Raw genomic sequence first — 23,377 nt, 5'->3', positions numbered from 1 at the left:
GCGCCGCGCCGACCGGGCGACGCGCTTGCCGCCGGGTGCATACCGGGTATATCTTCGCCGGACCGGCGATGCATACCGAGTATTCGCCCTGGTGATGCGAGGTCGTCATGTCCGTCCGGCTCGGTCTGCTGGCACTGCTCGACGAGCAGCCCATGTACGGCGCGCAGCTGCGCGCGGAGTTCGAGGCCCGCACCGGCGGCACGTGGCCGCTCAACATCGGGCAGGTCTACACGACCCTCGCCCGGCTCGAGCGCGACGGTCTCGTCGAGCAGGCCGACGCCCCCGACGAGGAGGGGCGGATCACCTACCGCCTCACCCAGGAGGGTCGCACCGACGTCCTGCGCTGGTGGGGCACGCCCGTCGTCCGCGACAGCAGCCCCCGCGACGAGCTCGTCATCAAGCTCGCCCTCGCGGTGACCGCGCCCGGCGTCGACGTGCCGACCCTCGTGCAGACCCAGCGCACGGCGAGCCTGCGCCACCTGCGCGACCTCACCCGTCTCAAGCAGAGCGCGCTCGACCAGCACGAGTCGGGTCCGACGAGCGGTGGCCGGCACGACCTCGCCTGGCTCCTCGTCGTCGAGAACCTCATCTTCACCGCGGAGTCGGAGGTGCGCTGGCTCGACCACGTCGAGTCGCGCCTCGCCCGCGAGCGGGTCCGACCGCGTGGCCCGGTGGCCACGCCGCCGCCCGACGGCGGCGCGAGCAGCACGGCCCCCGCGTCCGCGGCGGCCTCGGCACGAGCAGGGGAGCAGCGATGACGACGACGGCGCAGGTCAGGGACACCCGCACCGACTCGAAGGGGGCGATCCTCCAGCTGAGCGGGGTGACCCGCACGCACGGCGAGGGAGACACCGCGGTGAGCGCGCTGCGCGGGGTGGACCTCGCGATCCGGCCCGGCGAGCTCGTCGCCGTCATGGGCCCGAGCGGGTCGGGCAAGTCGACCCTGCTCAACCTCGCCGGCGGCCTCGACCGGGCGACGAGCGGCCAGGTGATCATCGAGGGCCACGACGTCGCCCAGCTGCGACCGCGCCAGCTCGCCGAGCTGCGCCGTCGCCGCGTCGGCTTCGTCTTCCAGGACTACAACCTCATCCCCTCGCTCACGGCGGGCGAGAACGTCGCGCTCCCCCTCGAGCTCGACGGGGTGGGGGTGCGCGCCGGTCGCCGTGCCGCCCGCGAGGCCCTGGGGATGCTCGACCTGCAGGAGCTCACCGACCGCTACCCCGACCAGATGTCGGGCGGTCAGCAGCAGCGGGTGGCCATCGCCCGCGCCCTCGTCGGCGGCCGTCGCCTCGTCCTCGCCGACGAGCCGACGGGCGCGCTCGACAGCGAGACCGGCGAGGAGGTCCTGCGCATCCTGCGTCGCCGGTGCGACGAGGGCGTCGCGGGGCTGCTCGTCACGCACGAGGCCCGCCATGCCGCGTGGGCCGACCGCGTCGTCTTCCTGCGCGACGGCCGCGTCGTCGACACGACGGGCGACCCCGGCCGGGTCGAGGACCTGCTCCCCGGAGACGCGTCATGAGCACCCTGACCCGTCCCGACCGCGACACGCTGCCCGAGCGCGGCAGCGTCGGCGAGCGCCCCACGGGGACCTTCGTCTCGTCGTGGCGCGTCGCCCTGCGCATGGCCCGCCGCGACGTCGGCCGCTACCGGGGGCGCAGCCTCGTCGTCCTGCTCATGGTGGGCCTGCCCACCGCGCTCATCTGCGCGGCGCTCACCCTCGGCGCGACGCAGCAGATCAGCATGTCCGAGGACGTGCAGTACAAGGTCGGCGGCACGACGGCGCTCGTCCGGCCCCCGGAGACGTCCGCGATCGACCAGGGCCCGTCTCCGGACTCCGAGGGCTTCAGCGCGCGGGACGAGGCCGCGGCGCCGATCCCCGGGTACGGCGACGGCACCGACGTCGAGCGCGACGCCGCGGCGATCGGCGAGCTCGTCGACGGGCGCGCCATCTCGTGGACCGAGCGCGAGCTCGCGATGCGCGTCGGCGACCGCACCCCGCGCCTCTTCGCCCTCGGCGTCACCGACCCCGAGGCTCTCGGCGACAAGGTCGAGCTGCTCTCCGGCCGCTGGCCGACCTCCCCCGACGAGATCCTCGTCTCGCCCACCGTGGCCGACCGCGGGATCCCCCAGTCGGGCGGCGTCGAGGTCGTCGACGGCCGCGACTCCACCCGCACCGTCGAGGTCGTCGGCACCGTCCGCGCCTACACGACGTGGGGCGGCATCTACGACGCCGTGACGACCGACCTCGGTCCGGCGAGCTCCGGGTCTCCCGTGTCGTGGTTCGTCGAGCGCGACGAGCCGATGGGCTGGCAGGAGGTGCGACGGCTCGGCGGCTACGGCCTCGCCGTGACGAGCGCCGCCGTCCTGCGCGACCCCCCGGCGACGTCAGAGCTGCCCGAGACGATCGCCGCGCAGCAGAGCTCCCAGGACGGCCAGGTCACCGACATCGTCGTCATCGGCGGCGTCCTGCTCGTCCTCGTCGTCACCCTCCTCGTCGGACCGGCCTTCGCCGTCGGCGCGGCACGTCAGCGCCGCACCCTCGCGCTCGCCGCGAGCAACGGCGCGACGACGAGCCAGCTGCGCCGCAGCGTCCTCGCCCAGGCCGTCGTCCTCGGCGGGCTCAGCTCGGTGCTCGGCGCCGGGCTCGGGGTCGCCGGTGCGTGGGGTCTGGCGCAGTGGATCTCGGCCAGCCGCGGCTGGCCGATGGGGCCCTTCGAGGTGCCCGTGCTCGCCGTCCTCGCCATCGCGGCGCTCGCCGTGCTGTCGTCGGTCATCGCGGCGCTCATGCCCGCGCAGCGCCTGTCGCGGCTCGACGTCGTCGGGGTGATGAAGGGCCAGCACACTCCCCCGCCGCCCAGCCGGTGGATGCTCGTCCTCGGCCTCGTGCTCGTGCTCCTCGGCGGCACCGGCGTCATCGGGGGCGCCCTGCGCCAGCTGTCTGCCCTCGTCATCGCGGCGGCAGCCTTCGCGCTCGTGCTCGGCGCGCTCATGGTCGTCCCGACCATCCTGCACCTGCTCGCCAGGATCGGCGGCCGGCTGCCGCTGCCCCTGCGGATGGCGACGCGTGACCTCGCCCGGCACCGCTCCCGCAGCGCCCCGACGGTGGCCGCGATCCTCGCCGGCACCGCCGTGCTGACGATGACCCTCGTCGCGACCGCGAGCGACGACGAGCAGTCCCGCCGCGAGTACCTCGCCTCCGCGCTGCCCGGCGAGCTCGTCGCCTACGCCTCGCCCGACGCGCTGCAAGCCGTCATCGCGCGCGCCGGCCAGATCGCCCCCGGCGTCACCTTCGCGACGGCGCGCACGCCCGGCTCGCAGGACTCCGACCCCGATGCGGCGCAGCCGGTCCTCGAGCTCCTGCCCCCCGGGTGCACCCTCGAGCAGGCGGCTGACGCGACGGCGGACGCCCAGGGCGGCCGGTGCGCCTCCGTCTCCGGCAGCCTGTCGCTGACCGACGCCTCGGGTCTGGCCGTCCTGCCCGCCGACGAGATCGTGCGCCGCCTCGACCTCGACGGCGACGAGGCGAGCCAGGTCCGGTCGGGCGCTGCCGTCCTCCTCGGCGGCGACCGCACGGCCGGGGCGGTGCGCGACGGCGAGATCACCGTCACCCGGGGCGACGTCCGCTACGGCGACACCGGCACCGCGCAGGTGGACGGCCGCACGAGCGCCACGAGCCTCCCGGTCGTCCACCTGCCGGAGTCCGACGACGACGCTGCTCGAGGCCTGGGCTTCACCCTGCTCGTCCCCGACGAGGTCGCCGACGACGCGGGCTGGCCCCTCGTCACCGGGACGCTCGTCGGCCACAGCGACGACGGGGTGAGCCAGGAGGTCGCTGACCGCGTCCAGACCGAGGTCGGCGACACCGGCGGGGTGCAGGTCGAGCGCGGCTACCAGAACCCGCTCTTCCTCATCATCGCGATCCTGCTCGCCATCTTCACCGCGGTGCTCCTCGTCGTCACGACGACGTCGACGGCGCTGAGCCTCGCGGAGCAGGAGAGCGACCAGGCGACCCTCGCGGCCGTCGGTGCGGACCGGCGCACCCGTCGGTGGATGGCCGGGGCGCAGACCTTCGCCCTCGCGGTGGTCGGGGTCTGCCTGGGGGTGGTCGTCGGCGCAGTGCCCGGCATCGCCCTCACGGTCCCGCTCACGGGCACGTCCTTCGACCCCGCCCAGGGCACCTCGGTGGTGGCCTCGCCGATCGTCGTCATCCCGTGGCTGCCGCTGCTCGTCGTGCTCGTCGTCGTGCCGCTGCTCGCCGGTGCGATCGCCGCCGCCGGCATCCGTCGGGCGCCGGACGCGACCCGGCGCACGGCCTAGACCGCCGAGGAGGGCGGCCCGGCGCAGGGGGCCGGGCCGCCCTCCTCGGTCAGGGGGCGAAGGGGGGATCAGCCTCGGTCGAGGTGATGTCGTGCGTCCGGGCGCACCGCATCACCTCGACCCGGGCGTCAGTCGGCGAGCTCGCCGGCGATCGCCCGGCCCGCGGTGCGGCCGGAGAAGATGCACCCGCCGAGGAAGGTGCCCTCGAGCGCGCGGTACCCGTGGACCCCGCCGCCGCCGAAGCCCGCCGCCTCGCCCGCCGCGTACAGGCCGCGGATCGGCTCGCCGTCGTGGCCGAGCACCCGGGCGGACAGGTCGGTCTCGAAGCCCCCGAGCGTCTTGCGCGACAGGATGTGCAGCTTCACGGCGACGAGCGGGCCGCGGGCGGGGTCGGTGATCGGGTGGGGCGGGTAGGCCCGCTTGCTCAGCCGGTCACCGCGGTAGCGCCCGGCGACCGCCATCGCCGCGAGCTGCGCGTCCTTGCTGAAGGGGTTGCCGACCTGCGCGTCCCGGGCGAGCACCTCGTGGCGCACGGTCTCGACGTCGAGCTCGGGCTCGCCCTCCTCGCGCAGCTCGCCCATCCGCGCGACGAGCTCGTCGAGCGAGTCGGCCTGGACCCAGTCGACACCCTTGTCGAGGAAGGCCTGGACCGACGGCGGCACCGGGGTCACCGGTCGACGCGCGACCGCGCGCACCGAGCGGCCGGTGAGGTCGGCGTTCTGCTCCGAGCCCGACAGGGCGAACTCCTTGCCGGCGATCGTGCGGTTGGTGACGAACCACGAGTGGTCGTGCCCGGTGCGCCTCAGGTGGGCGAGCGTGCCGAGGGTGTCGTAGCCGGGGAAGAGCGGCGCGGGCAGGCGGCGACCGGTGGCGTCGAGCCAGATCGAGCTCGGCCCCGGCAGGATCCGGATGCCGTGGCCGGGCCAGATCGGGTCCCAGTTGCGCACCCCTTCGACGTAGTGCCACATCCGGTCGCGGTTGATGACGCGCGCGCCGGCCTGCTCGGTGATGGCGATCATCCGCCCGTCGACGTGCGCCGGGACCCCGGTGACCATCCGCCGCGGCGGCTCGCCGAGGCGCTGGGGCCAGGCCGCGCGCACGAGGTCGTGGTTCGCGCCGATGCCGCCGCTCGCGACGACGACGGCGGGAGCACGCAGCTCGAAGTCGCCGACGGGGTCGCGGTTCGTGCTCTCGCCACGGGGGTGGTCGTCGGGTGCGAGGACGACGCCCCGGACCCCGGTGACCGCTCCTCCGTCGACGAGCAGCTCGTCGACGCGGTGACGGTGGGCGAAGGTGACGAGCCCGGCCTGCTCGGCCGCGGCCACCCGTTCGGCGAAGGGGGCGACGACCCCCGGTCCGGTGCCCCAGGTGATGTGGAAGCGAGGCACGGAGTTGCCGTGGCCGTCCGCGGTGCCGTCGCCGCGCTCGGCCCAGCCGACGAGCGGGAAGAAGCGCATGCCCTGCTGGTGCAGCCACGACCTCTTCTCCCCGGCGGCGAAGTCGACGTAGGCCTGCGCCCACTCCCGGGGCCAGTGGTCCTCGGGCCGGTCGAAGCCGGCCGAGCCCATCCAGTCGGCGAGCGCGAGCTCGTGGCTGTCGGAGATGCCCATCCGGCGCTGCTCGGGGCTGTCGACGAAGAAGAGCCCGCCGAAGGACCAGTGGGCCTGGCCGCCGATCCCCGAGCGGGGCTCCTGGTCGACGACGAGCACCCGGCGACCGGCGTCGGCGAGCTCTGCGGTGGCGACGAGACCGGCGAGGCCATGTCCGACGACGACGACGTCTGCATCCATGGCCAGATCCTACCCGCGGGTAACCCGGGGCGTCCTTCGTACCATCGAGCCATGCCGTCCCCCTTCGCCGTGCGCCGCGTCGGCGGGGTGGTCCTCACCGCCGTCGTCACCGCGCTCGTCGCCCTCGTGACGGGCGTCGTCACGACGGTCCTGCTCCCGACGACGGTGAGCACCGACTACTACTCCGCGCAGGTCCGGCTGTCGCCGTCGTGGGAGCAGCGCTCCTCGATCAGCGCCGAGACGGTCGTGGGGAGCGTCTCGGCCGACTTCACGGGCCTCGCCCCGGGCATCGAGGTCGAGCCGCAGATCCGCGAGGAGGTCACCGACGTCGTGGCCGGCGGCCGGGTGAGCACGACCGAGCTCGTCGTCGGCGGGGCAGAGCGCGCCCGGGTCATCGAGGAGGCCGCGGTGGGCGTGGGCCTGCGGATGGCCGGCGGCGCCCTGCTCGGCGCCGGCGCCGTCCTCGCCGTGCGCTCGCTGTGGAGGCGCCGCCGACCTGGGGCCCGGGCCGTCGTCGGCACCGCGCTCGTGTGGGGCCTCACGTGCGCCGCCGTCGGCATCGGCGCCGCGAGCACCTACCGCGAGGAGCGCTTCGCCGCGCTGGAGACGACCGGTCTGCTGCGCCTGGCCGCCGACAACGCCTCGCTCTTCACCGACGTCGAGGAGCGGGCCGGCCAGGCCGCGCCCTACCTGCGCAACCTCCTCGCCCTGTCGGCCGCGCTGGGCAGCGAGTACACGCCCACCGAGATCGCCACCCGCCCGGCGGTCACCGTGCTGCTCGTCTCCGACATCCACGCCTCTAACCAGTACGCGCTCATGCGCACGATCGTCGAGGAGCGCGACGTCGACGTCGTCGTCGACACCGGTGACCTCGTCAACCTCGGCCGGGTCGAGGAGCTGCGGCTCTCCCGGATCACCCGCGGCATCGAGTCGCTCGGGGTCCCCTACGTCTTCGTCCGCGGCAACCACGACGCGACATCCGCCGACGACACCGCGCTCCTCGACGCCCTGTCGACGGTCGACAACGTCGTCCTGCCCGACCCGGGCGACGGCAGCTACGCCCTCGCCGACGTCGGCGGTGTGCGCATCGCCGGCTTCGGCGACCCGCGGTACTACGGCGATGCCGACGACGGCAGCACGGAGCCGCAGGAGGCCGCCCGCGACCGATGGGTCGAGGCCCTCGGCGACGCCGAGCCGCCGGACCTGACGCTCTCCCACGAGGCCCCCGCCCTCGCCGACGCCCCCGGCCGGCTGCGCGTCCACGGCCACGGGCACGTCCCCGACGTCGACGGCAACAGGGTGGCTCTCGGCACCTTCACCGGGGGCGGCACGCTCTCGCACTTCCGCCTCGACGAGGCCGACCAGGAGCTCGTCGGCCAGCCGAGCTCCTTCGACCTGCTGACGATCGACGACCAGTGCCGCGGGCAGACGCTCACGCGCTACCTCTACCGCTCGGTCCTCGAGGGCCGGCCGAGCCTGGACCGGGTGTCGGTGCTCAACGCGGCCCGCATCATGGAGCCTCCGGCGGAGGGCCGCACCTGCGGCACGGGCGAGCTGTCAGTGCGCCCGCTCGGCGACTGACCACTGCGCCATGACCGCGAGGTCGAGACCGCATGTCAGCCGCCGCGGCTCGGAGAAGTCGCGCCGCACGCGGCGGACGTGCTCCTCGCCCCCGGCGCTCACGACGACGTCCCACTCGTGCCGGCCCGCGGCGCTCGCCCTGGCCGAGGCGACGTCCGCCAGACGGACCCCGCCGGCGAGGACGTCGCGCACCGCGACCTGCTCGGGCGAGCTCCACGTGCACCGGCCCCGCCACCGCTCGAGGTCGACGACCCCGTCGAGATGACCGACGACGACCTCGGGCGCGCTCGTGCCGTCGACCCGGCCGTACATCGAGCCCTCCGGGAGGATCGCGAGGTTGCCGGCGAAGCGGTCGCCGCCGAGGTGGGTGGTCTCCCACACCGACCCGGGCAGCACGTCGTCGAGGACACGGGCGACGAGACGCCCCTCGACCGCGCAGCACACGTCCTTCTTGCCGTGGCAGCACACGAGGACCAGGGGGTCGGTGCAGACCTCGGGCAGCTCGGCGAAGTGCGCGGCGATCTCGACGAGATCCTCGGGCTCGGACCAGGTGTAGCGCCCGATCCGTCCCGTCGTGCAGTCGACGAGGAAGACCGGCCACGGGGCCTGGAAGTCCTCGGACCGGCCGTGCGGGCGGATGAGCTGCAGCCGCGCCCCGACGGCGTCGAGCCGAGAGACGAGAGCCGGGCGCACCCCCGCCACGGGATCGGTGCGTGCGGCCTTCTCGGCCCACGGGCCCGGGTGCCCGACGAGCATCCACCGGGGGGCGGGCACCGCCGTGCCGATCGGTGCGTCGTCGCGCTCGCGGGCGGCGACCGAGCACCGCCATCGCTGGTCGGCAGGGGTGAGGGTCATCGGCACGAGCCTAGGCCGCGCGCTCCCGCCCTCGTCACGCCGCCCGGTCCGGGGTCGCCAGACCGGCGAGGACGAGACGGCGGGCGAGGTCGATGCCGAGGTCGCCCACGGGGACGACGCCCTCGTCGAGCAGACGGGTGACGCAGGCGGAGTCGTCGGCGGCGACGGTCACGGTCCCGGCGCGGCTGCGCAGCACGCCGCCGTCGAGCACGGCGCCGAGGTGGTCGCGCCGACGCAGCACCCAGCCCGTCGGGTCCTGCTCGAGGGCGGCGAGGTCGCGCGCCGTGCGCAGCGGCGCGACGGGGGCGGCCCGGCGCGACCCGTGCGACCGGCCGAGCAGGCTCTGCGCGAGGACGTCGTCGGGCACCTCCTGGACGGCGCGCACGAGGGCGTCGCGCACGTGGTCGAGGGTGCCGGAGAGCGCGTGCGGGTCGCCGAGGTCGACGCCGAGGGGCAGCGAGGCGCGTACGCGCGGGTCGTCGGCCACGGCCCGACGGGCGTGGTCGACGAGGGCGTCGAGGACGTGCCCGCCCTGCCAGGTGTGCACGCCGAGGGTGAGGTGGGTGCTCGTGCCCCCGAGAGCGGTCGCGGAGTGCAGCCACCCGCGCGGGAGGTAGAGGACGTCACCGGGCCGCATCGTGGCCTCGAGCGCGGGCTCGCCCGTCGCCTGCTCGGCGACGGCGTCACCGCGCTGGTCCCACGGCTCGGTGCGAAGGGGGTCGACGAGGACGGGGGCGTGGATGCGCCACCTCTTCTCGCCGCTGATCTGCAGGACGAAGACGTCGTGCACGTCGTAGTGCGCGGAGAAGCCCGTGCTCTGCGGCGGCGTGATGTACGCGTTGGCCTGCACGGGGTGCGCGAGGTCGTCCGAGAGCTCCTGGACGAGTCGCATCACCGGCTCCCACGTGCGGTGGAGAGCCTGCATGACGACGGTGTGGCCGTCGGCGAAGAGCCGCGTGAGCTCGTCGTCACGGACCTGGTCGGTGATGCTCGCGCCGACACCGGCCGGTCCGGTGAAGGAGCGCTCGGGGAGGGTGCGACCCGCCTTCGCCACCCGGACGAAGGGGGTCCGCAGACCCCGCGTCGTCAGCAGCTCGTCGACCGCGTCCTCGTCGAGAAGGCTGTCGAAGCCCCCTCCGCCGAGCTGGTCGGCGGTGGACAGCAGGGGCCCGCGGCCCCAGTGATCCCGGGCGAAGTCGTCACGCCCGGTACGGATGAGTCGGGCCAGGCCGGTCAGGTGACCGGCCTGGCCCGAGGTCGGGGTGCTCACCGACAGATGTCAGAGACCACGCGCGACGGGGTCGGCGCCGCCGTCGGCACCGCCGTCCGCGCCGCCATCGGCACCGCCGTCAGCACCGCCGTCGCCACCCGCACCGGCGCCGCCGTCCGCGGGGCCGTGGGCACCGCCGTCGGCCGGTCCGTGGGTCGCGCCGCCGTCGGCACCGCCATCGGCTCCACCGTCAGCACCGCCATCGGCACCGCCGTCCGCGCCACCATCGGCACCGCCATCGGCTCCACCGTCAGCACCGCCGTCGCCACCCGCACCGGCGCCGCCGTCCGCGGGGCCGTGGGCACCGCCGTCGGCCGGGCCGTGGGTCGCGCCGCCGTCGGCGCCACCATCGGCACCGCCGTCCGCGCCGCCGTCACCGCTGGTCGTCGGGACACCGCCGAGGGCTGCGTCCGAGGGCACCGTCTCGTCGTTCGGCTGAGTCATGCTCGTCCTCCTTGAAGCGGGGGCCCGCGGGGACTTCCTCGGGCCGGTCAGGGGATCCCTGCCCTGCCGTTCTACCTGCTCAGCAGCTCGGGGAGGCGTCTTGCGCTCCCCCGAAATTCGCCCGCGTAGGGTCGCGTCATGGCCTCGACCACCCGTGACCTCGACGTCGTCCTCTTCGGCGCCACCGGCTTCGTCGGCGAGCTGACCGCCGCCCACCTGCGCGACCACGCACCCGCCGGCCTGAGGGTCGCCCTCGCGGGTCGCTCGCGCGCCCGGCTCGACGCGGTCGCCGAGCGTCTCGGCGGGGTCGCCGCCGAGTGGGAGCGGGTCGTCCTCGACGCCTCCGACGGACCCGCGTGCGACGCACTGGCCGCCCGGACCCGGGTGCTCGCCACGACGGTGGGCCCGTACGCGCGCCACGGCCGCGAGGTCGTCCGTGCGTGCGCCGAGGCCGGCACCCACTACGCCGACCTCACGGGCGAGGTGCTCTTCGTCCACGACGTCGCCGACGCCTTCCACGAGCTCGCCGGGCGCACGGGTGCCCGCATCGTGCCGTCGTGCGGCTTCGACTCCGTGCCCTCGGACCTCGGCGTGTGGCTCACCGCCCAGGCGGCACGCGAGCGCGGTCTCGGCGAGCTGACGACGACCACCCTGTCGGTGCGCCGCATGCGCGGCGGGCTGAGCGGCGGCACGATCGACTCGATGCGCCAGCAGGCCATCGCCGCCCGGGAGGACGAGACCGCCCGACGTACTGTCGCCGACCCCTACGGGCTGTCCCCCGACCGAGCGGCCGAGCCGGCGCCGAGGTCGCGGGGCGGGTCCTCTCCCCTCTCCCGCGTCACCCGGGCGCTCCCGGTGCGCCGCACCGACGAGGGCCGATGGACGGGCCCCTTCGTCATGGCGTCGTACAACACCCGGGTCGTGCGCCGGACCAACGCGCTGCTCGGCTACGCCTACGGGCGCGACTTCCGCTACCAGGAGGTGAGCGACTTCGGTCGCTCGCGCACCGCGCCGCTCAAGGCCGTCGCGATGACCGCCGGGCTGCTCGGGGTGGCCGGGGGCATGGCCTTCGGCCCCACCCGCGCCGTCCTCGACCGCGTGCTCCCCGAGCCCGGCGAGGGCCCGAGCGAGGAGACCCGCGTGCGGGGCATGTTCGCGATGGAGGTCGTCGCCGGCACGACGAGCGGGCAGCAGGTGCGCACCCGGGTGGGCGCTCCCTACGACCCCGGCTACAACGGGACGGCGATCATGCTCGGCCAGGCGGCGCTGTGCCTGGCGCTCGACGAGCTCGACAGCCCCGGGGGCGTGCTCACCCCCGCGGCCGCGATGGCCGAGCCCCTCGCCGAGCGTCTGCGCGGCTTCGACTTCGAGCTCGAGGTGCAGGACTGAGCCGAGCCGATCGGTGCGGCGGGCTCAGCCCTCGTCGTCGATCGGCTTGGCCACTGGCACCGGGGCGTCCGCCCCGGGCACCTCCACGTGCCGGTGGAAGGACGTCGTGCGGTACGCGGTGGTCCACCCCATCGACTCGTAGAGCCCGTCGGCACCGGTCGGGCTGTCGGCGTCGACCTCGAGCGCGACCCGGTTGCGGCCGCGCTCCAGCGCGTCGCGGATCACGGTGTGCAGCAGGGCCTTCGCGACCCCGCGCCCGCGTGCCAGCCGGTGCACGCCGATGTAGTCGACATAGCTGCCGACCCGGCCGTCGGCGTCCCGGCCGGACACCGAGGAGACGACCGCGCCCCCGGGCACCCACTGCCCGTCGACGTCGATCTCGGCGATCCACCAGTGGTCCCAGCGGTGACCCGTCGCCTCGCGCTGCCGCTGGACGAACTCCGCGAAGGACTCCCGGTAGGAGTTGAAGTGGTCGGCGAAGGACTCCTCGAGCATCCGGTGCACGGTCTGGACGTCCTCGGCGACGGGCATGCCGTCCTCGTGGGTGGCGACCCGGCGCACGACGACCCCCTCGCGCGGGCCGGGGAGCCCGGCGTCGTCCTCGGTCACCGGTCGGCTCATCTGCAGCCAGGTGCGCACCGCCTCGTACCCGGCAGCCTCGAGGCGACGGCGATAGGTCTCGTCGTCGGCGCGCACGCTGACGTCGAGCAGCGTGCCCCCGAGCCCGCGGAAGGCGGCGAAGGTCACGCCGACCTCCTCGGCCCAGCGCAGCAGGGCCGCCGCGATCTCGTCGCCGTCCGCCCGGCCGGGCGCGACCGTCAGCTCGACGTTGGTCCGGCCGGCGGCACGGTCGTGCACCCTCGCCCACGCGACGACGGGGGCGTCCTCCCCTTCGCCGTCGCGCACGAGGAGCTGGCGACGCGTCCACGACCCGATGCCCGTGACCTCCATCGCGACCTCGTCGACGCCGACCGACCCGCTGCCGGTCACCGCCCGTCTCTGCGCGGTCGCGAGGGCCGCGAGCGCCGCCACGTCGTCGTGGGTCGGGGGCACCACGTGCAGGCCGGGAGCGAGGTCGGGCATGGGGAGGTGAGGTGGGGTCACCGGCCCAGTCTCCCAGCGCACCCCTGCCCGGTGCGGGGCGCGTGCACCATCCGGGCGGGTCAGGGCAGGAGGCGGCGGCCCCGGTCGGCGTACTCGGGGGTCGTGCGGGCGAAGGCGGCCGAGCGCGCCCGCTTGGTGTTGGCAGCGACGAGGAGGCCGAGCTGCTCGACCCGCTCGCGGGCGAAGGTGTGCCGCGGCCCGCGGTGCCACGTGCCCTCGAAGAGACGCTTCGCCGAGGCCAGCGCGTCGGGGCTGCGGGTGAGCAGCTCGTCGACGAGGGCGCCGGCGCGCTCGCGCGGGTCGAGCGCCACCTCGCTGGCCAGCCCGAGCTCGACGGCCCGCTCGCCGTCGAGCACCTCGGCGGTCATCGTCAGGCGCTTCGCGACGTCCTTGCCGACCTGCTCCGAGAGCGCCTGGATGCCGCTCATGTCGGGGATGAGCCCCCAGCGGCCCTCGAGGACCGACCAGCGCGCGTCCGGGGTGGTCACCCGGAAGTCGGCACCGAGGGCGATCTGCAGCCCGCCCCCGAGGCAGTTGCCGTGCACGGCGGCGACGACGGGCACGGGCAGGCGGCGGTAGGCCCAGCAGGCCTCCTGGAAGGTGTTCGTCCCCCTCCAGGGCCGAGGGGCGAAGGCGCGCCAGAGACCGGCCCGGTCGGACATGACGGTCGCGAAGTCGAGCCCGGCGCAGAAGGACTCGCCCGAGCCGGCGATGATCACGGCCCGCAGCGAGCGGTCGCGCCCGAGCTCGTGGGCGGTGCTGACGAGGCCGTCGAGCATGTCGAGCGTCAGCGCGTTGAGCTTGTCGGGCCGGTGCAGCTCGACGGTGGCCACGCCGCCGTCACGGGTGGTGCGGATGTGAGAGGTCGCCATGCCGGGAGCCTATGACGTGGGTGCCGCGGGTCGGCGGGCACGACGACGGCCCCCGCCCGGGATGGGCGAGGGCCGTCGAGACGGGCGGTCGGTCAGAGGGCGGCGATGAAGTCGTCCAGGTAGCCGGCCGTGGTCTTCGCGTCACCGCTGTGCGTGATGAGGATGATGTTGCCGTCCTGCACCTTCGCGCACTGGGTCTGGTTCGAGTACTTGCCGCAGGACGTGTCCCCGACCTTCTCCTCGTTCGACCACAGGCCCTCGAAGCTGTCCATGACGCCCGGGCTCTCGCCCATGGTGACGATCGAGAGGGCCTCGGACCCCTTCGTGTAGGCACCGACCTGGCCGCCGGCCGGCGCGCTGACGCTGGTGTCGACCTTCTTCCAGCCGTCGAACTCGGAGGGGAGGCTGATGTCGCCGCCGGAGCCGGAGCCGGTGTCGCTGCTCGTCTCGCTCGGGGTCTCGGACTCACTCGGGGTCTCCGAGGAGGTCTCGGACTCGCTGGGGGTCTCCGAGGAGGTCTCGGAGGTGCTCTCGCTCGTCGAGGCGGCGCTCGTGCTCGACGAGCTGGACTCGTCGTCGTCACCGCGGGTGAGGAAGAAGCCGCCGACGCAGCACAGCACGAGGATCAGGGCGATGCCGCCCGCGATCCCGGCGATGAGGCCGGTCTTGCTCTTCTTCTGGGGGGCGCCGCCCTGCGGGGCGCCGTAGGGCTGACCCGGACCACCAGGGCCGCCGGGGCCCTGCGGGCCGCCGTAAGAACCGCCGGGACCCTGACCGGGGGGCGGAGGGACGTTCGGGCCAGAGGGGCCCCCTGCGTTGTGTGACATGCGGGTAATCGTGGCACAGCGCAACCCGCGGATGACCCCACGGACCAGCGGTATTCGCGCGTCTGCCCAGCGTCGGCACGGGCCTGCGTGCGGGGGCTCACCCTCCTCCCTCGACCGGCGAAGGGGGGCACACCACGAGGCGGGACCTCCCCTGCTGGTCCCGCCTCGGGCGCGGCGCCTCCCCCGTGGGGCGCTGCACCCACGCTATGGAGGTGCAGGTGGCACCGTCGATGGGGAGAAATACCCACCCGTCACGAGCAGCTGGCGCCGGCGCCGGCCCGAGACGGTTTCGCCGCGCACCTCGCGAGGGGGGAGAATCTTGCGGTGACGACCGCTGCACCCCCGGCTCCCCCTTCGCCCCCCGCCCTCGGACCGACCGCCCACCGCGCCGCGATGACCGCCCTCGTCCTCGGCGGTTTCGCCATCGGGACGACCGAGTTCGTCACCATGGGGCTGCTGCCCGAGATCGCCGAGGGGATCGGGGTGAGCATCCCCGAGGCCGGCCACACGATCTCCGCCTACGCGATCGGGGTCGTCGTCGGTGCCCCCACCATCGCCGTCCTCGGCACGCGCGTCCCGCGGCGCGCGATGCTCGTCGCGCTCATGGCCGCCTTCGTCGTCGGCAACACCCTGAGCGCGCTCGCGACGAGCTATCCCGTGCTCTTCGGCGCCCGGATGCTCGCCGGGCTGCCGCACGGCGCCTTCTTCGCCGTCGCCTCGATCGTCGCCGTCGACCTCGCCGCCCCCGGCCGCGGCGGGCGCGCTGTGAGCCAGATCATGCTCGGCATCCCCTTCGCCACCGTCGTCGGGGTGCCCGTCTCGACGTGGATGGGGCAGGAGCTCGGGTGGCGCAGCGCGTACTGGGGCGTCACCGCCGTCGGGCTCGTCACGGCCGTCCTCGTCCTGCTCACGCTGCCCTACTTCGCCCCCGAGGAGGGGGCGAGCGTGCGGACCGAGCTGCGCGCCTTCCGCTCGCTGCAGGTGTGGCTCACGCTCCTCGTCGGCGCCATCGGCTTCGGCGGCATGTTCTCGATGTACAGCTACATCTCGCCGATGCTGCGCGAGGAGACCGGCGTGAGCGCGTCGACCGTGCCGCTCTACCTCCTCGTCTTCGGTGTCGCCGGGGTCATCGGCACGATCGCCGGCGGACGGCTCGCGGACCGCTCGGTGCTGCGCACCGTCGCCGGGTCGGCCCTCTCCCTCGCCGTCGCCCTGCTCCTCGTGGCGCTGTCGGCCGGCTCCGTCGTGCTCGTCGCGTGCGCTGTCTTCCTCGCCTCCGCGAGCGCCTCGGTCTTCGTCCTCTCGCTGCAGCTGCGGCTCATGGCCGTCGCCGGGTCGGCGCGCACCCTCGGCGCCGCGGGCAACCACGCCGCCCTCAACACCGCCAACGCGCTCGGCGCCTGGCTCGGCGGTCTCGTCGTCGCCGCGGGCTACGGCTGGCGCGCCCCGAGCGCCGTCGGCGCCCTGCTCGCCACCGCGGGCCTGCTCGTCCTCGGCCTGTCCCTGCTCGCCCACCGCCGGGACACCCGCGCGCAGGTCGCGCCCCGCACGGCAGGCTGAGCCCATGAGCACCTCGACCAGCGCCGTCGTCCGAGAGGCGACCGTCGCCGACGTCCCCGACATCCTGCGGCTCATCACCGAGCTCGCCGTCTACGAGCGCGAGCCGGACGCCGTCGAGGCGACCGTCGAGTCCCTCTCCGCGGCTCTCTTCCCCGCCGACGGGGCACCCACCGCCTTCTGCCACGTCGCCGTGGTCGACGAGCCGCAGGGGCGAAGGGTAGTCGGCATGGCCCTGTGGTTCCTCACCTTCTCGACGTGGACCGGTCGCAACGGCATCTGGCTCGAGGACCTCTACGTCGAGCCCGAGCAGCGCGGCTCCGGCCTCGGCCTGGCGCTGCTGCGCACGCTCGCCCAGGTCTGCCGCGAGCGCGGCTACCCGCGCCTGGAGTGGACCGTCCTGGACTGGAACGAGCCCTCGATCGCCTTCTACCGCGCGGTCGGAGCACTCCCTCAGGACGAGTGGACGACACAGCGCCTGACCGGCGACGCGCTCGACGGCCTCGCGGAGGGCTGACGCCGGTAGCGTCGTGCTCTCGACGACGCGGCCCCACCGGGCCCTGCGAGGAGCACATCTGTGAAGGTCCTGGTCACCGGCGCCACCGGCTACGTCGGAGGGCGGCTCGTCCCCCGGCTCCTCGCGGAGGGGCACGAGGTGCGCACGACGACCCGAGACCTCGACAAGCCCGCTCCGTGGTGGGGCGATCGCGTCGAGGTCGTCGAGATGGACATCGGCGACGAGCGATCCGTCGACGCGGCGGTCCGCGGGGTCGAGGCCGTCTACTACCTCGTCCACGGCATGGACGGCGGCGACTTCGAGGACACGGACCGCGCCGCCGCGCAGCACGTCGCGACGGCAGTCGACGCCCACGGGGTGCAGCGAGTCGTCTACCTCTCCGGGATCGTGCCCGAGGTCGACCACGACGACCTCAGCGCCCACGTGTCCTCTCGCCTCGAGGTGGAGGAGATCCTCGGGCGCAGCTCGGCGGTCGTCATCACCCTGCGGGCCGCCGTGCTCGTCGGCAGCGCCTCGACATCCTTCGAGATCATCCGCCAGGTGAGCGAGAGGGTGCCGGTGCAGACCGTGCCGACCTGGATGGACACGCAGGTCCAGCCCGTCGCCGTCGTCGACGTCATCGAGGCGCTCGTCGGCGCGCTGGACGCCCCTGGTCCCAGCCGGCACTACGACGTCGGCGGCCCCGAGGCGCTGTCCTACGCCGGTCTGCTCGACCGCTACGCCGCGATCGCCGGGCTCTCCCGCCCCCAGGTCGAGGTCCCGCTGCTGCCCACCGATCTCGTCGGCTCGCTCGTCGCGGCCCTGACCGACGTGCCCTCCCCGACGGTCAGGGCGCTCGTCCAGAGCCTGCACCACGACATGGTCGCCGCCGAGGACGACGTCCGCCGGGACCTCCTCCCCGCGGGGTACGAGCTCGTGCCGCTGGACGACGCGATCCGTCGCTCCCTCGCCGACCCGCGCGTCGAGTCCGCCGACGACCCGGAGCAGGCCGACCCGATGGGACCGCTGCCGCAGGACCCGTCCTGGTCGTCCGGGGGCGACACCGACGCCTCTCTCCTCGCCCGCTCCGCCGACGCCGTGCGCGGCGCGGTCGACCGGGTGCGCGGCACCTGACCCTCGCGCCGCCGGGGACCCAGCGCTCCCCCTTCGCACACCTGTCCGTCCCGCCAGTCGGAACCCCGAGGCGGCCCTGCCGCTCGTGTCTGCCACCATGAGCCAACCCCAGGGATCCTCGGGCGCGTCGACGCGCCCGGACGGCGAGGAGCAGCGATGACGCAGTACGTGTACATGTTCAGCGACGGCGACAAGGACCAGAAGGACCTCCTCGGCGGCAAGGGTGCCAACCTCGCCGAGATGGTCAAGCTCGGTCTGCCCGTCCCGCCCGGCTTCACCATCTCCACGGATGCGTGCCGCGCCTACCTCAGCGAGGGCAAGGTCCCGCCGGAGGTCCGGGTCGAGGTGACCCGACGGCTGCGCGAGGTCGAGGACCACATCGACCGCACCCTCGGCGACAGCGAGGAGCCGCTCCTGCTCTCCGTGCGCTCGGGCGCGAAGTTCTCCATGCCGGGGATGATGGAGACCGTCCTCAACGTCGGTCTCAACGACGACACCGTGCACGCGCTCGCCGACTTCGCCGATGACGAGCGCTTCGCCTGGGACTCCTATCGCCGTCTCATCCAGATGTTCGGCAAGACGGTGCTCGACATCGACTCCGAGCTCTTCTCCGAGGCGCTCGACGCCCGCAAGTCCGAGGCCGGGGTGATCTCCGACGTCGAGCTCGACGTCGAGCAGCTGCGCACGCTCGTCAAGGAGTACAAGGCGATCGTCGAAGAGGCCACGGGCAAGCCCTTCCCGCAGACCCCGCGCAAGCAGCTCGACATGGCCATCGAGGCCGTCTTCCGCAGCTGGAACACCGAGCGCGCGATGCTCTACCGCCGTCGTGAGCGCATCCCGGACGACCTCGGCACCGCGGTCAACGTCCAGGCCATGGTCTTCGGCAACCTCGGCGAGACCTCCGGCACGGGCGTGTGCTTCACCCGCGACCCCTCCTCCGGCCACTCGGGCGTGTACGGCGACTACCTGCCGAACGCCCAGGGCGAGGACGTCGTCGCCGGCATCCGCAACACCCTGGCGCTGTCCGACCTCAAGGAGCGCGACCGCGACGCCTACCGCGAGCTGCGCTCGGCGATGCGCCGCCTCGAGACGCACTACCGCGACCTGTGCGACATCGAGTTCACCATCGAGCGCGGCAAGCTGTGGATGCTGCAGACCCGCGTCGGCAAGCGCACGGCGGCCGCCGCCTTCCGCGTCGCCACCCAGCTCGTCGACGAGCAGCTCATCACCATGGACGAGGCGCTGGAGCGCGTCACCGGTGAGCAGCTGACCAACCTGCTCTTCCCGCAGTTCGACAAGGACGCGGTGCGCCAGCTCCTCGCGACCGGCATGGGGGCCTCCCCCGGTGCCGCCGTCGGCGCCGTCGCCTTCGACAACGCCTCGGCCACGGCCAAGGCGGCCGAAGGGGTGGACGTCGTCCTCGTGCGTCGCGAGACCTCGCCCGAGGACCTGCCCGGCATGATCGCCGCGCAGGGCGTGCTCACCGCCCGTGGCGGCAAGACCTCGCACGCCGCGGTCGTCGCCCGCGGCATGGGCATGTGCGCCGTCGTCGGCGCCGAGGACCTGCAGATCGACGTCGCGAAGAAGACGATCACGGTCGGCGAGACCGTCGTCTCCGAGGGCGACGTCATCTCCATCGACGGCAAGACCGGCCAGATCTACCTCGGCGCGGTCGACGTCATCGACTCGCCGGTGATGACCTACATCGCCGACGGCCTCGAGGCCGCCCAGGCCAAGGCCGAGGACGACGACACCCGCGAGCTCGTCGCGGCCGTCGACCGTCTGCTCCGGCACGCCGATGCCCGTCGCCGGCTGCGCGTGCGCACCAACGCCGACACCGGCGAGGACGCCCAGCGCGCCCGCGACCGCGGCGCCGAGGGCATCGGCCTGTGCCGCACGGAGCACCAGTTCCTCGGCGAGCGCCGCGAGTACATCGAGCGCGTCATCCTCGCCGAGGACGACGAGGCCCGCGCGAGCGTCATGGCCGAGCTGCTTCCGCTCCAGCGGGCCGACTTCGTCGAGCTGCTCACCGTCATGGACGGCCTGCCCGCGACGATCCGGCTCATCGACCCGCCGCTGCACGAGTTCCTCCCCGACCTCACCGAGCTCACCGTCAAGGTCGAGCTCGCGAAGGCCCGTGGCGAGGAGGGCCCCGAGCTCGAGCGCGACAAGGTCCTGCTCGAGGCGGTCCGCGCGACCCACGAGCAGAACCCGATGCTCGGCCTGCGCGGCGTGCGCCTGGGCCTGAAGTACCCCGGCCTCTTCGCCCTGCAGATCCGCGCGATCGCCGAGGCGGTCGTCGAGCTGCGCGGCCAGGGCAAGGACCCGCAGCCCGAGATCATGGTGCCGCTCATCGGCTCGCGTCGTGAGCTGCACCTCGTGCGCGAGCAGGGCCTGGAGATCCTCCAGGAGGTCGGAGAGGCCGCGGGCGTGACCCTCGACCTGCCGATCGGCTGCATGATCGAGCTGCCGCGCGCGGCGCTCACGGCGGAGCGGATCGCCCACGAGGCGGACTTCTTCTCCTTCGGCACCAACGACCTCACCCAGACGACGTGGGGCTTCTCGCGCGATGACGTGGAGACGGAGTTCTTCACGACGTACATGGAGAACGGCGTGCTCGCGGTCTCCCCCTTCGAGACCCTCGACGGCATCGGCGTCGGCGAGCTCGTCCGGCAGGGCGTCGCGGGCGGTCGCAAGACGAAGCCGAGCCTGAAGACCGGTGTCTGCGGCGAGCACGGCGGTGACCCGGAGTCGATCCACTTCTTCCACGAGGTGGGCCTCGACTACGTCAGCTGCTCGCCCTTCCGCGTCCCCGTCGCCCGGCTCGAGGCCGGCCGTGCCGCGGCGATGAACGGCGTCGGGTCGAGCACCGCGTGACCTGGGCGCCGCGAGGCGCATGACGAAGGGCCCGCCCCTGCTGGGGGCGGGCCCTTCGGCGTGCGACCGGGCTGGCGGTCGAGGTCAGCGCGTGGAGAGGGTGGGGTGGTAGCGGTCCGGCATCCGGCGCACGGCGCTCGGGTAGACCTTGTAGGACTCGGTGACGCCCTCGCGCGAGGTGGCGATGCGGTCCGAGGAGGTGCGGGAGTGCGAGCCGGACTTCGGGCTCTGCTGGGCCATGAGCGAGAGCTCGTGGGCCATGCGCATCATGTCGGCGTCGAAGCCGGCGCCGACGTGGCGCGAGGAGGAGGGACGGCGGGTCAGGACGGTGCTCAGCCAGTTGGTCATAGATCTATGGTTGCGCCGTCATCTACTAACCACAAGTTGCTTCTGCTACTCGATCGTTAAGCATCACTGATAGGTTGACCGACGTGATCGACGTCCACCGGCTGCGCATCTTCCGCTCCGTCGTCGCCAACGGGTCGATCAGCGCCGCGGCCGACCTGCTCGGCATGACGGGCAGCGCCGTGAGCCAGCACATGACCGCCCTGCAGAAGCAGACCGGGCTCTCGCTGCTCGAGCGCGTGGGCCGCGGGGTCGAGCCGACGGCGGCCGGCCGCACCCTCGCCGCCGAGAGCGAGCCGCTCATGTCGGAGGTCAAGCGGCTCGAGTCGGTCATCACCGACCTGCGCGAGGGCAACACCGGGTCGCTGTCGATCGGCTACTTCGCCTCGGTCGGGTCGCTGTGGCTGCCGCGGATCGCCCGTCGGCTGCAGTCGGAGATGCCCGACCTCGTCCTCGAGATGATCCTCACCGAGGGCTACCCCACCGGGGAGTCCCCGCCCGTCGACATCGACGTCGTGCCCGATGACCCGCGCGAGACGCTGCGGCCCGGCTACTCGATCACCCCGCTGACGTCCGACCCCTTCGTCGCCCTGCTCCCCCAGGACCACCGTCTCGCGCGTCGCCGCAGCGTGCCGATGATCGAGCTCGCCGAGGAGTCGTGGATCAGCAGCGACATCTCCGCCGGTGTCACCGAGTCGCTCATCGCCCGGGCGTGCGCGGCGGCCGGCTTCCGCCCGCGGTACACGGTCGAGGCGCAGGACCACTACACGGCGGCAGCCTTCGTCGCCGCGGGCGTCGGCATCGCCGTGATCCCGGACCTCGCGAGCCGCACGCGTCTGCCCACCGGTGTCCGGCGGGTGCGCCTGACCCGACCGGTCCCGACGCGCGACATCGTCGCGCTCACCGCGCCGGTCGCCCGCGCCAACCCCGCGGCGGCGCGGGCCGTCGAGCTGCTGCGCGAGATCGCGACGAAGCCCGCGCCCCGCGGCTGACGACACCGGTCAGCGAGTCTCCTCGAGCCGGTCGAGGGCCTCCTTGCGCTCCTCGGCGTGGTCGACGAGCCGCTTCGGGTAGTCGTGGTCGTAGCCCTCGTCGTGAGACCACGGCTGGTGGACGGCCTTGCCCGGGATGTGCGCGAGCTCGGGCACCCACCGCCGCACGTAGTCCCCCTTCGGGTCGAAGCGCTCACCCTGGGTCACCGGGTTGAAGACCCGGAAGTACGGCGAGGCGTCGGTGCCGGTGCCGGCCACCCACTGCCAGCCGTGCTGGTTGCTCGCGACGTCGCCGTCGACGAGGTGGTCCATGAACCACGCGGCACCGCGCGGCCACCAGCAGTGGAGGTCCTTGGTGAGGAAGCTCGCCGTGACCATCCGCAGCCGGTTGTGCATCCACCCCTGCTCGAGGAGCTGGCGCATCCCGGCGTCGACGAAGGGGTAGCCCGTGCGCCCCTCCGCCCAGGCCGAGAAGGTCTCGTCGTCGAGGTCGTCGTAGCGCAGCCCGGCGAGGGAGTCGGTGAGGTCGCGGGTCGCCGAGTGCGGGTTGTGGTGCAGGACGTCGCCGTAGAACTCGCGCCACGCGAGCTCGGTGACGTACGTGTGCACGCCCTTGCCCCGCCGGGGGGCGAGGTCGGCGAGCAGGGTGCGCGGGTGGACCACGCCCCACTTGAGGTGCACCGACATGCGTGAGGTCGAGTCGAGCGCCGGCTGGTCGCGGCCGTCGTCGTAGCCGGCGACGTCCTCGTCGAGGAAGTCGGCCCACCGCCGCATCGCGGCCTCCTCGCCGAGCGGGGGCAGCTCGACGGGGGCCTCGACGTCGGGCGGGTCGACGGAGTCGACACCGCCACGGGTGAGCCGCAGGTCGTCGGGGACCGGGCACGGCTTGGGGTGGTCGTGGTCGCGCCACGCCTTGGCGAAGGGGGTGAAGACCTTGTAGGGATTGCCGCTGCCGTTGAGGACCGTGCCGGGACCCAGGACGTAGGGCGTACCGGTCTCGACGAGCTCGACGTCGTCCTGCGCCAGGGCTTCGCGGACGCGCTCGTCGCGCTCGGCGCCCCACGGCTCGGTCTCGCGCGAGATGTGCACCCGCGTCGCCCCGACCTTCGTCGCCAGGCGGCGCAGGACCTCCGCCGGGTCACCCTCCTGGAGGACGAGATGACCGTCGTAGGACTCGTCGGTCGCGCGGAGCACCTCGACGAGGGCGGCGGTGCGCACCTGCCCGGCCTTCTCGAGCAGGTCGGGGTCGAGCACGAAGACCGGCATGACCTCTCCCCCGTCGGCGTGCGCCGCGGCGAGCGCAGGGTGGTCGTGCAGACGGAGGTCGCGGCGCAGCCAGAGGATCGAGGTGCTCACCCCGCCACGCTACGGCCGCCCACCGTCACCGCAGCCTCCCGCGTCCAGCCTTCCGCTCGCTGGCGCTCGCACCTCAACCACCACGTCTCGCTCGCAGAGCTCCTCGCACCTCAACCACTGAAAGAGTGGTTTCGAGGCTCGTCGCAGAGCTCCTCGCACCTCAACCACCAA

General features: G+C 73.9%; 19 protein-coding genes. 11 read left to right on the top strand and 8 right to left on the bottom strand.

The annotated features are described in order from the left end of the window. Positions 1-107: 107 nt before the first annotated feature. From ABIB53_RS15160 to ABIB53_RS15150, 3 genes are read left to right on the top strand one after another with little or no spacing between them, the layout of a single operon-like run. The gene (locus tag ABIB53_RS15160; protein WP_354588780.1) at positions 108-758 is read left to right on the top strand and encodes a PadR family transcriptional regulator; all 651 of its coding nucleotides are present in this window, start codon (positions 108-110) and stop codon (positions 756-758) included. Then, a complete protein-coding gene (locus tag ABIB53_RS15155) occupies positions 755-1,519 on the top strand; it encodes an ABC transporter ATP-binding protein (protein WP_123092516.1) in 765 nt (254 codons plus the stop codon). Before ABIB53_RS15160 ends, ABIB53_RS15155 begins: the two co-directional genes overlap by 4 nt. Beyond that, positions 1,516-4,317 (top strand): ABC transporter permease, encoded by a 2,802-nt coding sequence (locus tag ABIB53_RS15150; RefSeq protein ID WP_354588779.1) that lies wholly within the window; start codon positions 1,516-1,518, stop codon positions 4,315-4,317. The genes ABIB53_RS15155 and ABIB53_RS15150 overlap by 4 nt, the downstream gene beginning before the upstream one ends. Positions 4,318-4,445: 128 nt before the next feature. Here the strand turns inward: ABIB53_RS15150 and ABIB53_RS15145 are convergent, their stop codons facing one another. Beyond that, positions 4,446-6,107: an FAD-binding dehydrogenase gene (locus ABIB53_RS15145; RefSeq protein WP_354588778.1), complete on the bottom strand. Its 1,662-nt coding sequence runs from the start codon at positions 6,105-6,107 to the stop codon at positions 4,446-4,448. Positions 6,108-6,158: 51 nt separating this feature from the next. Between ABIB53_RS15145 and ABIB53_RS15140 the strand changes: the two genes are divergently transcribed. After that, entirely contained in the window at positions 6,159-7,688 is a 1,530-nt protein-coding gene (locus tag ABIB53_RS15140; RefSeq protein WP_163562461.1) for a metallophosphoesterase family protein, read from the top strand. Here ABIB53_RS15140 and ABIB53_RS15135 read toward each other — a convergent pair. Both ABIB53_RS15135 and ABIB53_RS15130 read right to left on the bottom strand, forming a co-directional pair. Next, the gene (locus ABIB53_RS15135) at positions 7,665-8,543 is read right to left on the bottom strand and encodes a ferredoxin family protein (protein WP_354588777.1); all 879 of its coding nucleotides are present in this window, start codon (positions 8,541-8,543) and stop codon (positions 7,665-7,667) included. The genes ABIB53_RS15140 and ABIB53_RS15135 overlap by 24 nt on opposite strands. A gap of 34 nt (positions 8,544-8,577) precedes the next feature. Beyond that, positions 8,578-9,813 carry a cupin domain-containing protein gene (locus ABIB53_RS15130; protein WP_354588776.1) on the bottom strand — a complete coding sequence of 412 codons (1,236 nt, stop codon included), beginning with the start codon at positions 9,811-9,813 and terminating at the stop codon, positions 8,578-8,580. Between the two features lie 6 nt (positions 9,814-9,819). On the opposite strand from ABIB53_RS15130, the gene ABIB53_RS15125 reads away from it, so the two are divergent. Further along, positions 9,820-10,272, top strand: coding sequence for a hypothetical protein (locus ABIB53_RS15125; RefSeq protein WP_354588775.1), 453 nt, complete (start codon positions 9,820-9,822; stop codon positions 10,270-10,272). Positions 10,273-10,395: 123 nt separating this feature from the next. Continuing rightward, the gene (locus ABIB53_RS15120; RefSeq protein ID WP_354588774.1) at positions 10,396-11,646 is read left to right on the top strand and encodes a saccharopine dehydrogenase family protein; all 1,251 of its coding nucleotides are present in this window, start codon (positions 10,396-10,398) and stop codon (positions 11,644-11,646) included. Positions 11,647-11,670: 24 nt separating this feature from the next. Here the strand turns inward: ABIB53_RS15120 and ABIB53_RS15115 are convergent, their stop codons facing one another. The 3 genes from ABIB53_RS15115 to ABIB53_RS15105 form a co-directional block, all read right to left on the bottom strand. Continuing rightward, positions 11,671-12,750, bottom strand: a complete 1,080-nt coding sequence (locus tag ABIB53_RS15115; RefSeq protein WP_354588773.1) for a GNAT family N-acetyltransferase — start codon at positions 12,748-12,750, stop codon at positions 11,671-11,673. A gap of 59 nt (positions 12,751-12,809) precedes the next feature. Continuing rightward, positions 12,810-13,622: a crotonase/enoyl-CoA hydratase family protein gene (locus tag ABIB53_RS15110; protein WP_123092523.1), complete on the bottom strand. Its 813-nt coding sequence runs from the start codon at positions 13,620-13,622 to the stop codon at positions 12,810-12,812. Positions 13,623-13,714: 92 nt separating this feature from the next. Next, on the bottom strand, positions 13,715-14,449 hold the full coding sequence (locus tag ABIB53_RS15105; RefSeq protein ID WP_354588772.1) for a hypothetical protein: 735 nt from the start codon (positions 14,447-14,449) through the stop codon (positions 13,715-13,717). Between the two features lie 324 nt (positions 14,450-14,773). On the opposite strand from ABIB53_RS15105, the gene ABIB53_RS15100 reads away from it, so the two are divergent. From ABIB53_RS15100 to ppdK, 4 genes are all read left to right on the top strand, one after another. After that, complete coding sequence (locus ABIB53_RS15100; RefSeq protein WP_240341604.1) at positions 14,774-16,009, top strand: MFS transporter; 1,236 nt, start codon at positions 14,774-14,776, stop codon at positions 16,007-16,009. 4 nt (positions 16,010-16,013) lie between these two features. After that, complete coding sequence (locus ABIB53_RS15095; RefSeq protein WP_354588771.1) at positions 16,014-16,523, top strand: GNAT family N-acetyltransferase; 510 nt, start codon at positions 16,014-16,016, stop codon at positions 16,521-16,523. Positions 16,524-16,583: 60 nt separating this feature from the next. After that, a complete protein-coding gene (locus ABIB53_RS15090) occupies positions 16,584-17,636 on the top strand; it encodes an NAD(P)H-binding protein (RefSeq protein ID WP_354588770.1) in 1,053 nt (350 codons plus the stop codon). 156 nt (positions 17,637-17,792) lie between these two features. Then, the gene (gene ppdK / locus ABIB53_RS15085; RefSeq protein ID WP_354588769.1) at positions 17,793-20,513 is read left to right on the top strand and encodes a pyruvate, phosphate dikinase; all 2,721 of its coding nucleotides are present in this window, start codon (positions 17,793-17,795) and stop codon (positions 20,511-20,513) included. Positions 20,514-20,597: 84 nt separating this feature from the next. On the opposite strand, the gene ABIB53_RS15080 is transcribed toward ppdK, so the two are convergent. Beyond that, entirely contained in the window at positions 20,598-20,861 is a 264-nt protein-coding gene (locus ABIB53_RS15080; RefSeq protein ID WP_068271709.1) for a hypothetical protein, read from the bottom strand. 83 nt (positions 20,862-20,944) lie between these two features. Here ABIB53_RS15080 and ABIB53_RS15075 point away from each other — a divergent pair, with 83 nt between their 5' ends. Next, positions 20,945-21,850 (top strand): LysR family transcriptional regulator, encoded by a 906-nt coding sequence (locus ABIB53_RS15075; protein WP_354588768.1) that lies wholly within the window; start codon positions 20,945-20,947, stop codon positions 21,848-21,850. A gap of 9 nt (positions 21,851-21,859) precedes the next feature. Here ABIB53_RS15075 and ABIB53_RS15070 read toward each other — a convergent pair whose 3' ends face one another. Further along, on the bottom strand, positions 21,860-23,206 hold the full coding sequence (locus ABIB53_RS15070) for a cryptochrome/photolyase family protein (RefSeq protein ID WP_354588767.1): 1,347 nt from the start codon (positions 23,204-23,206) through the stop codon (positions 21,860-21,862). Between the last annotated feature and the right edge of the window lie 171 nt (positions 23,207-23,377).

It is taken from the genome of Janibacter sp. UYMM211 (assembly GCF_040547045.1).
Taxonomy (GTDB): domain Bacteria; phylum Actinomycetota; class Actinomycetes; order Actinomycetales; family Dermatophilaceae; genus Marihabitans; species Marihabitans melonis.
This window is presented reverse-complemented; position numbering and strand designations above follow the sequence as displayed.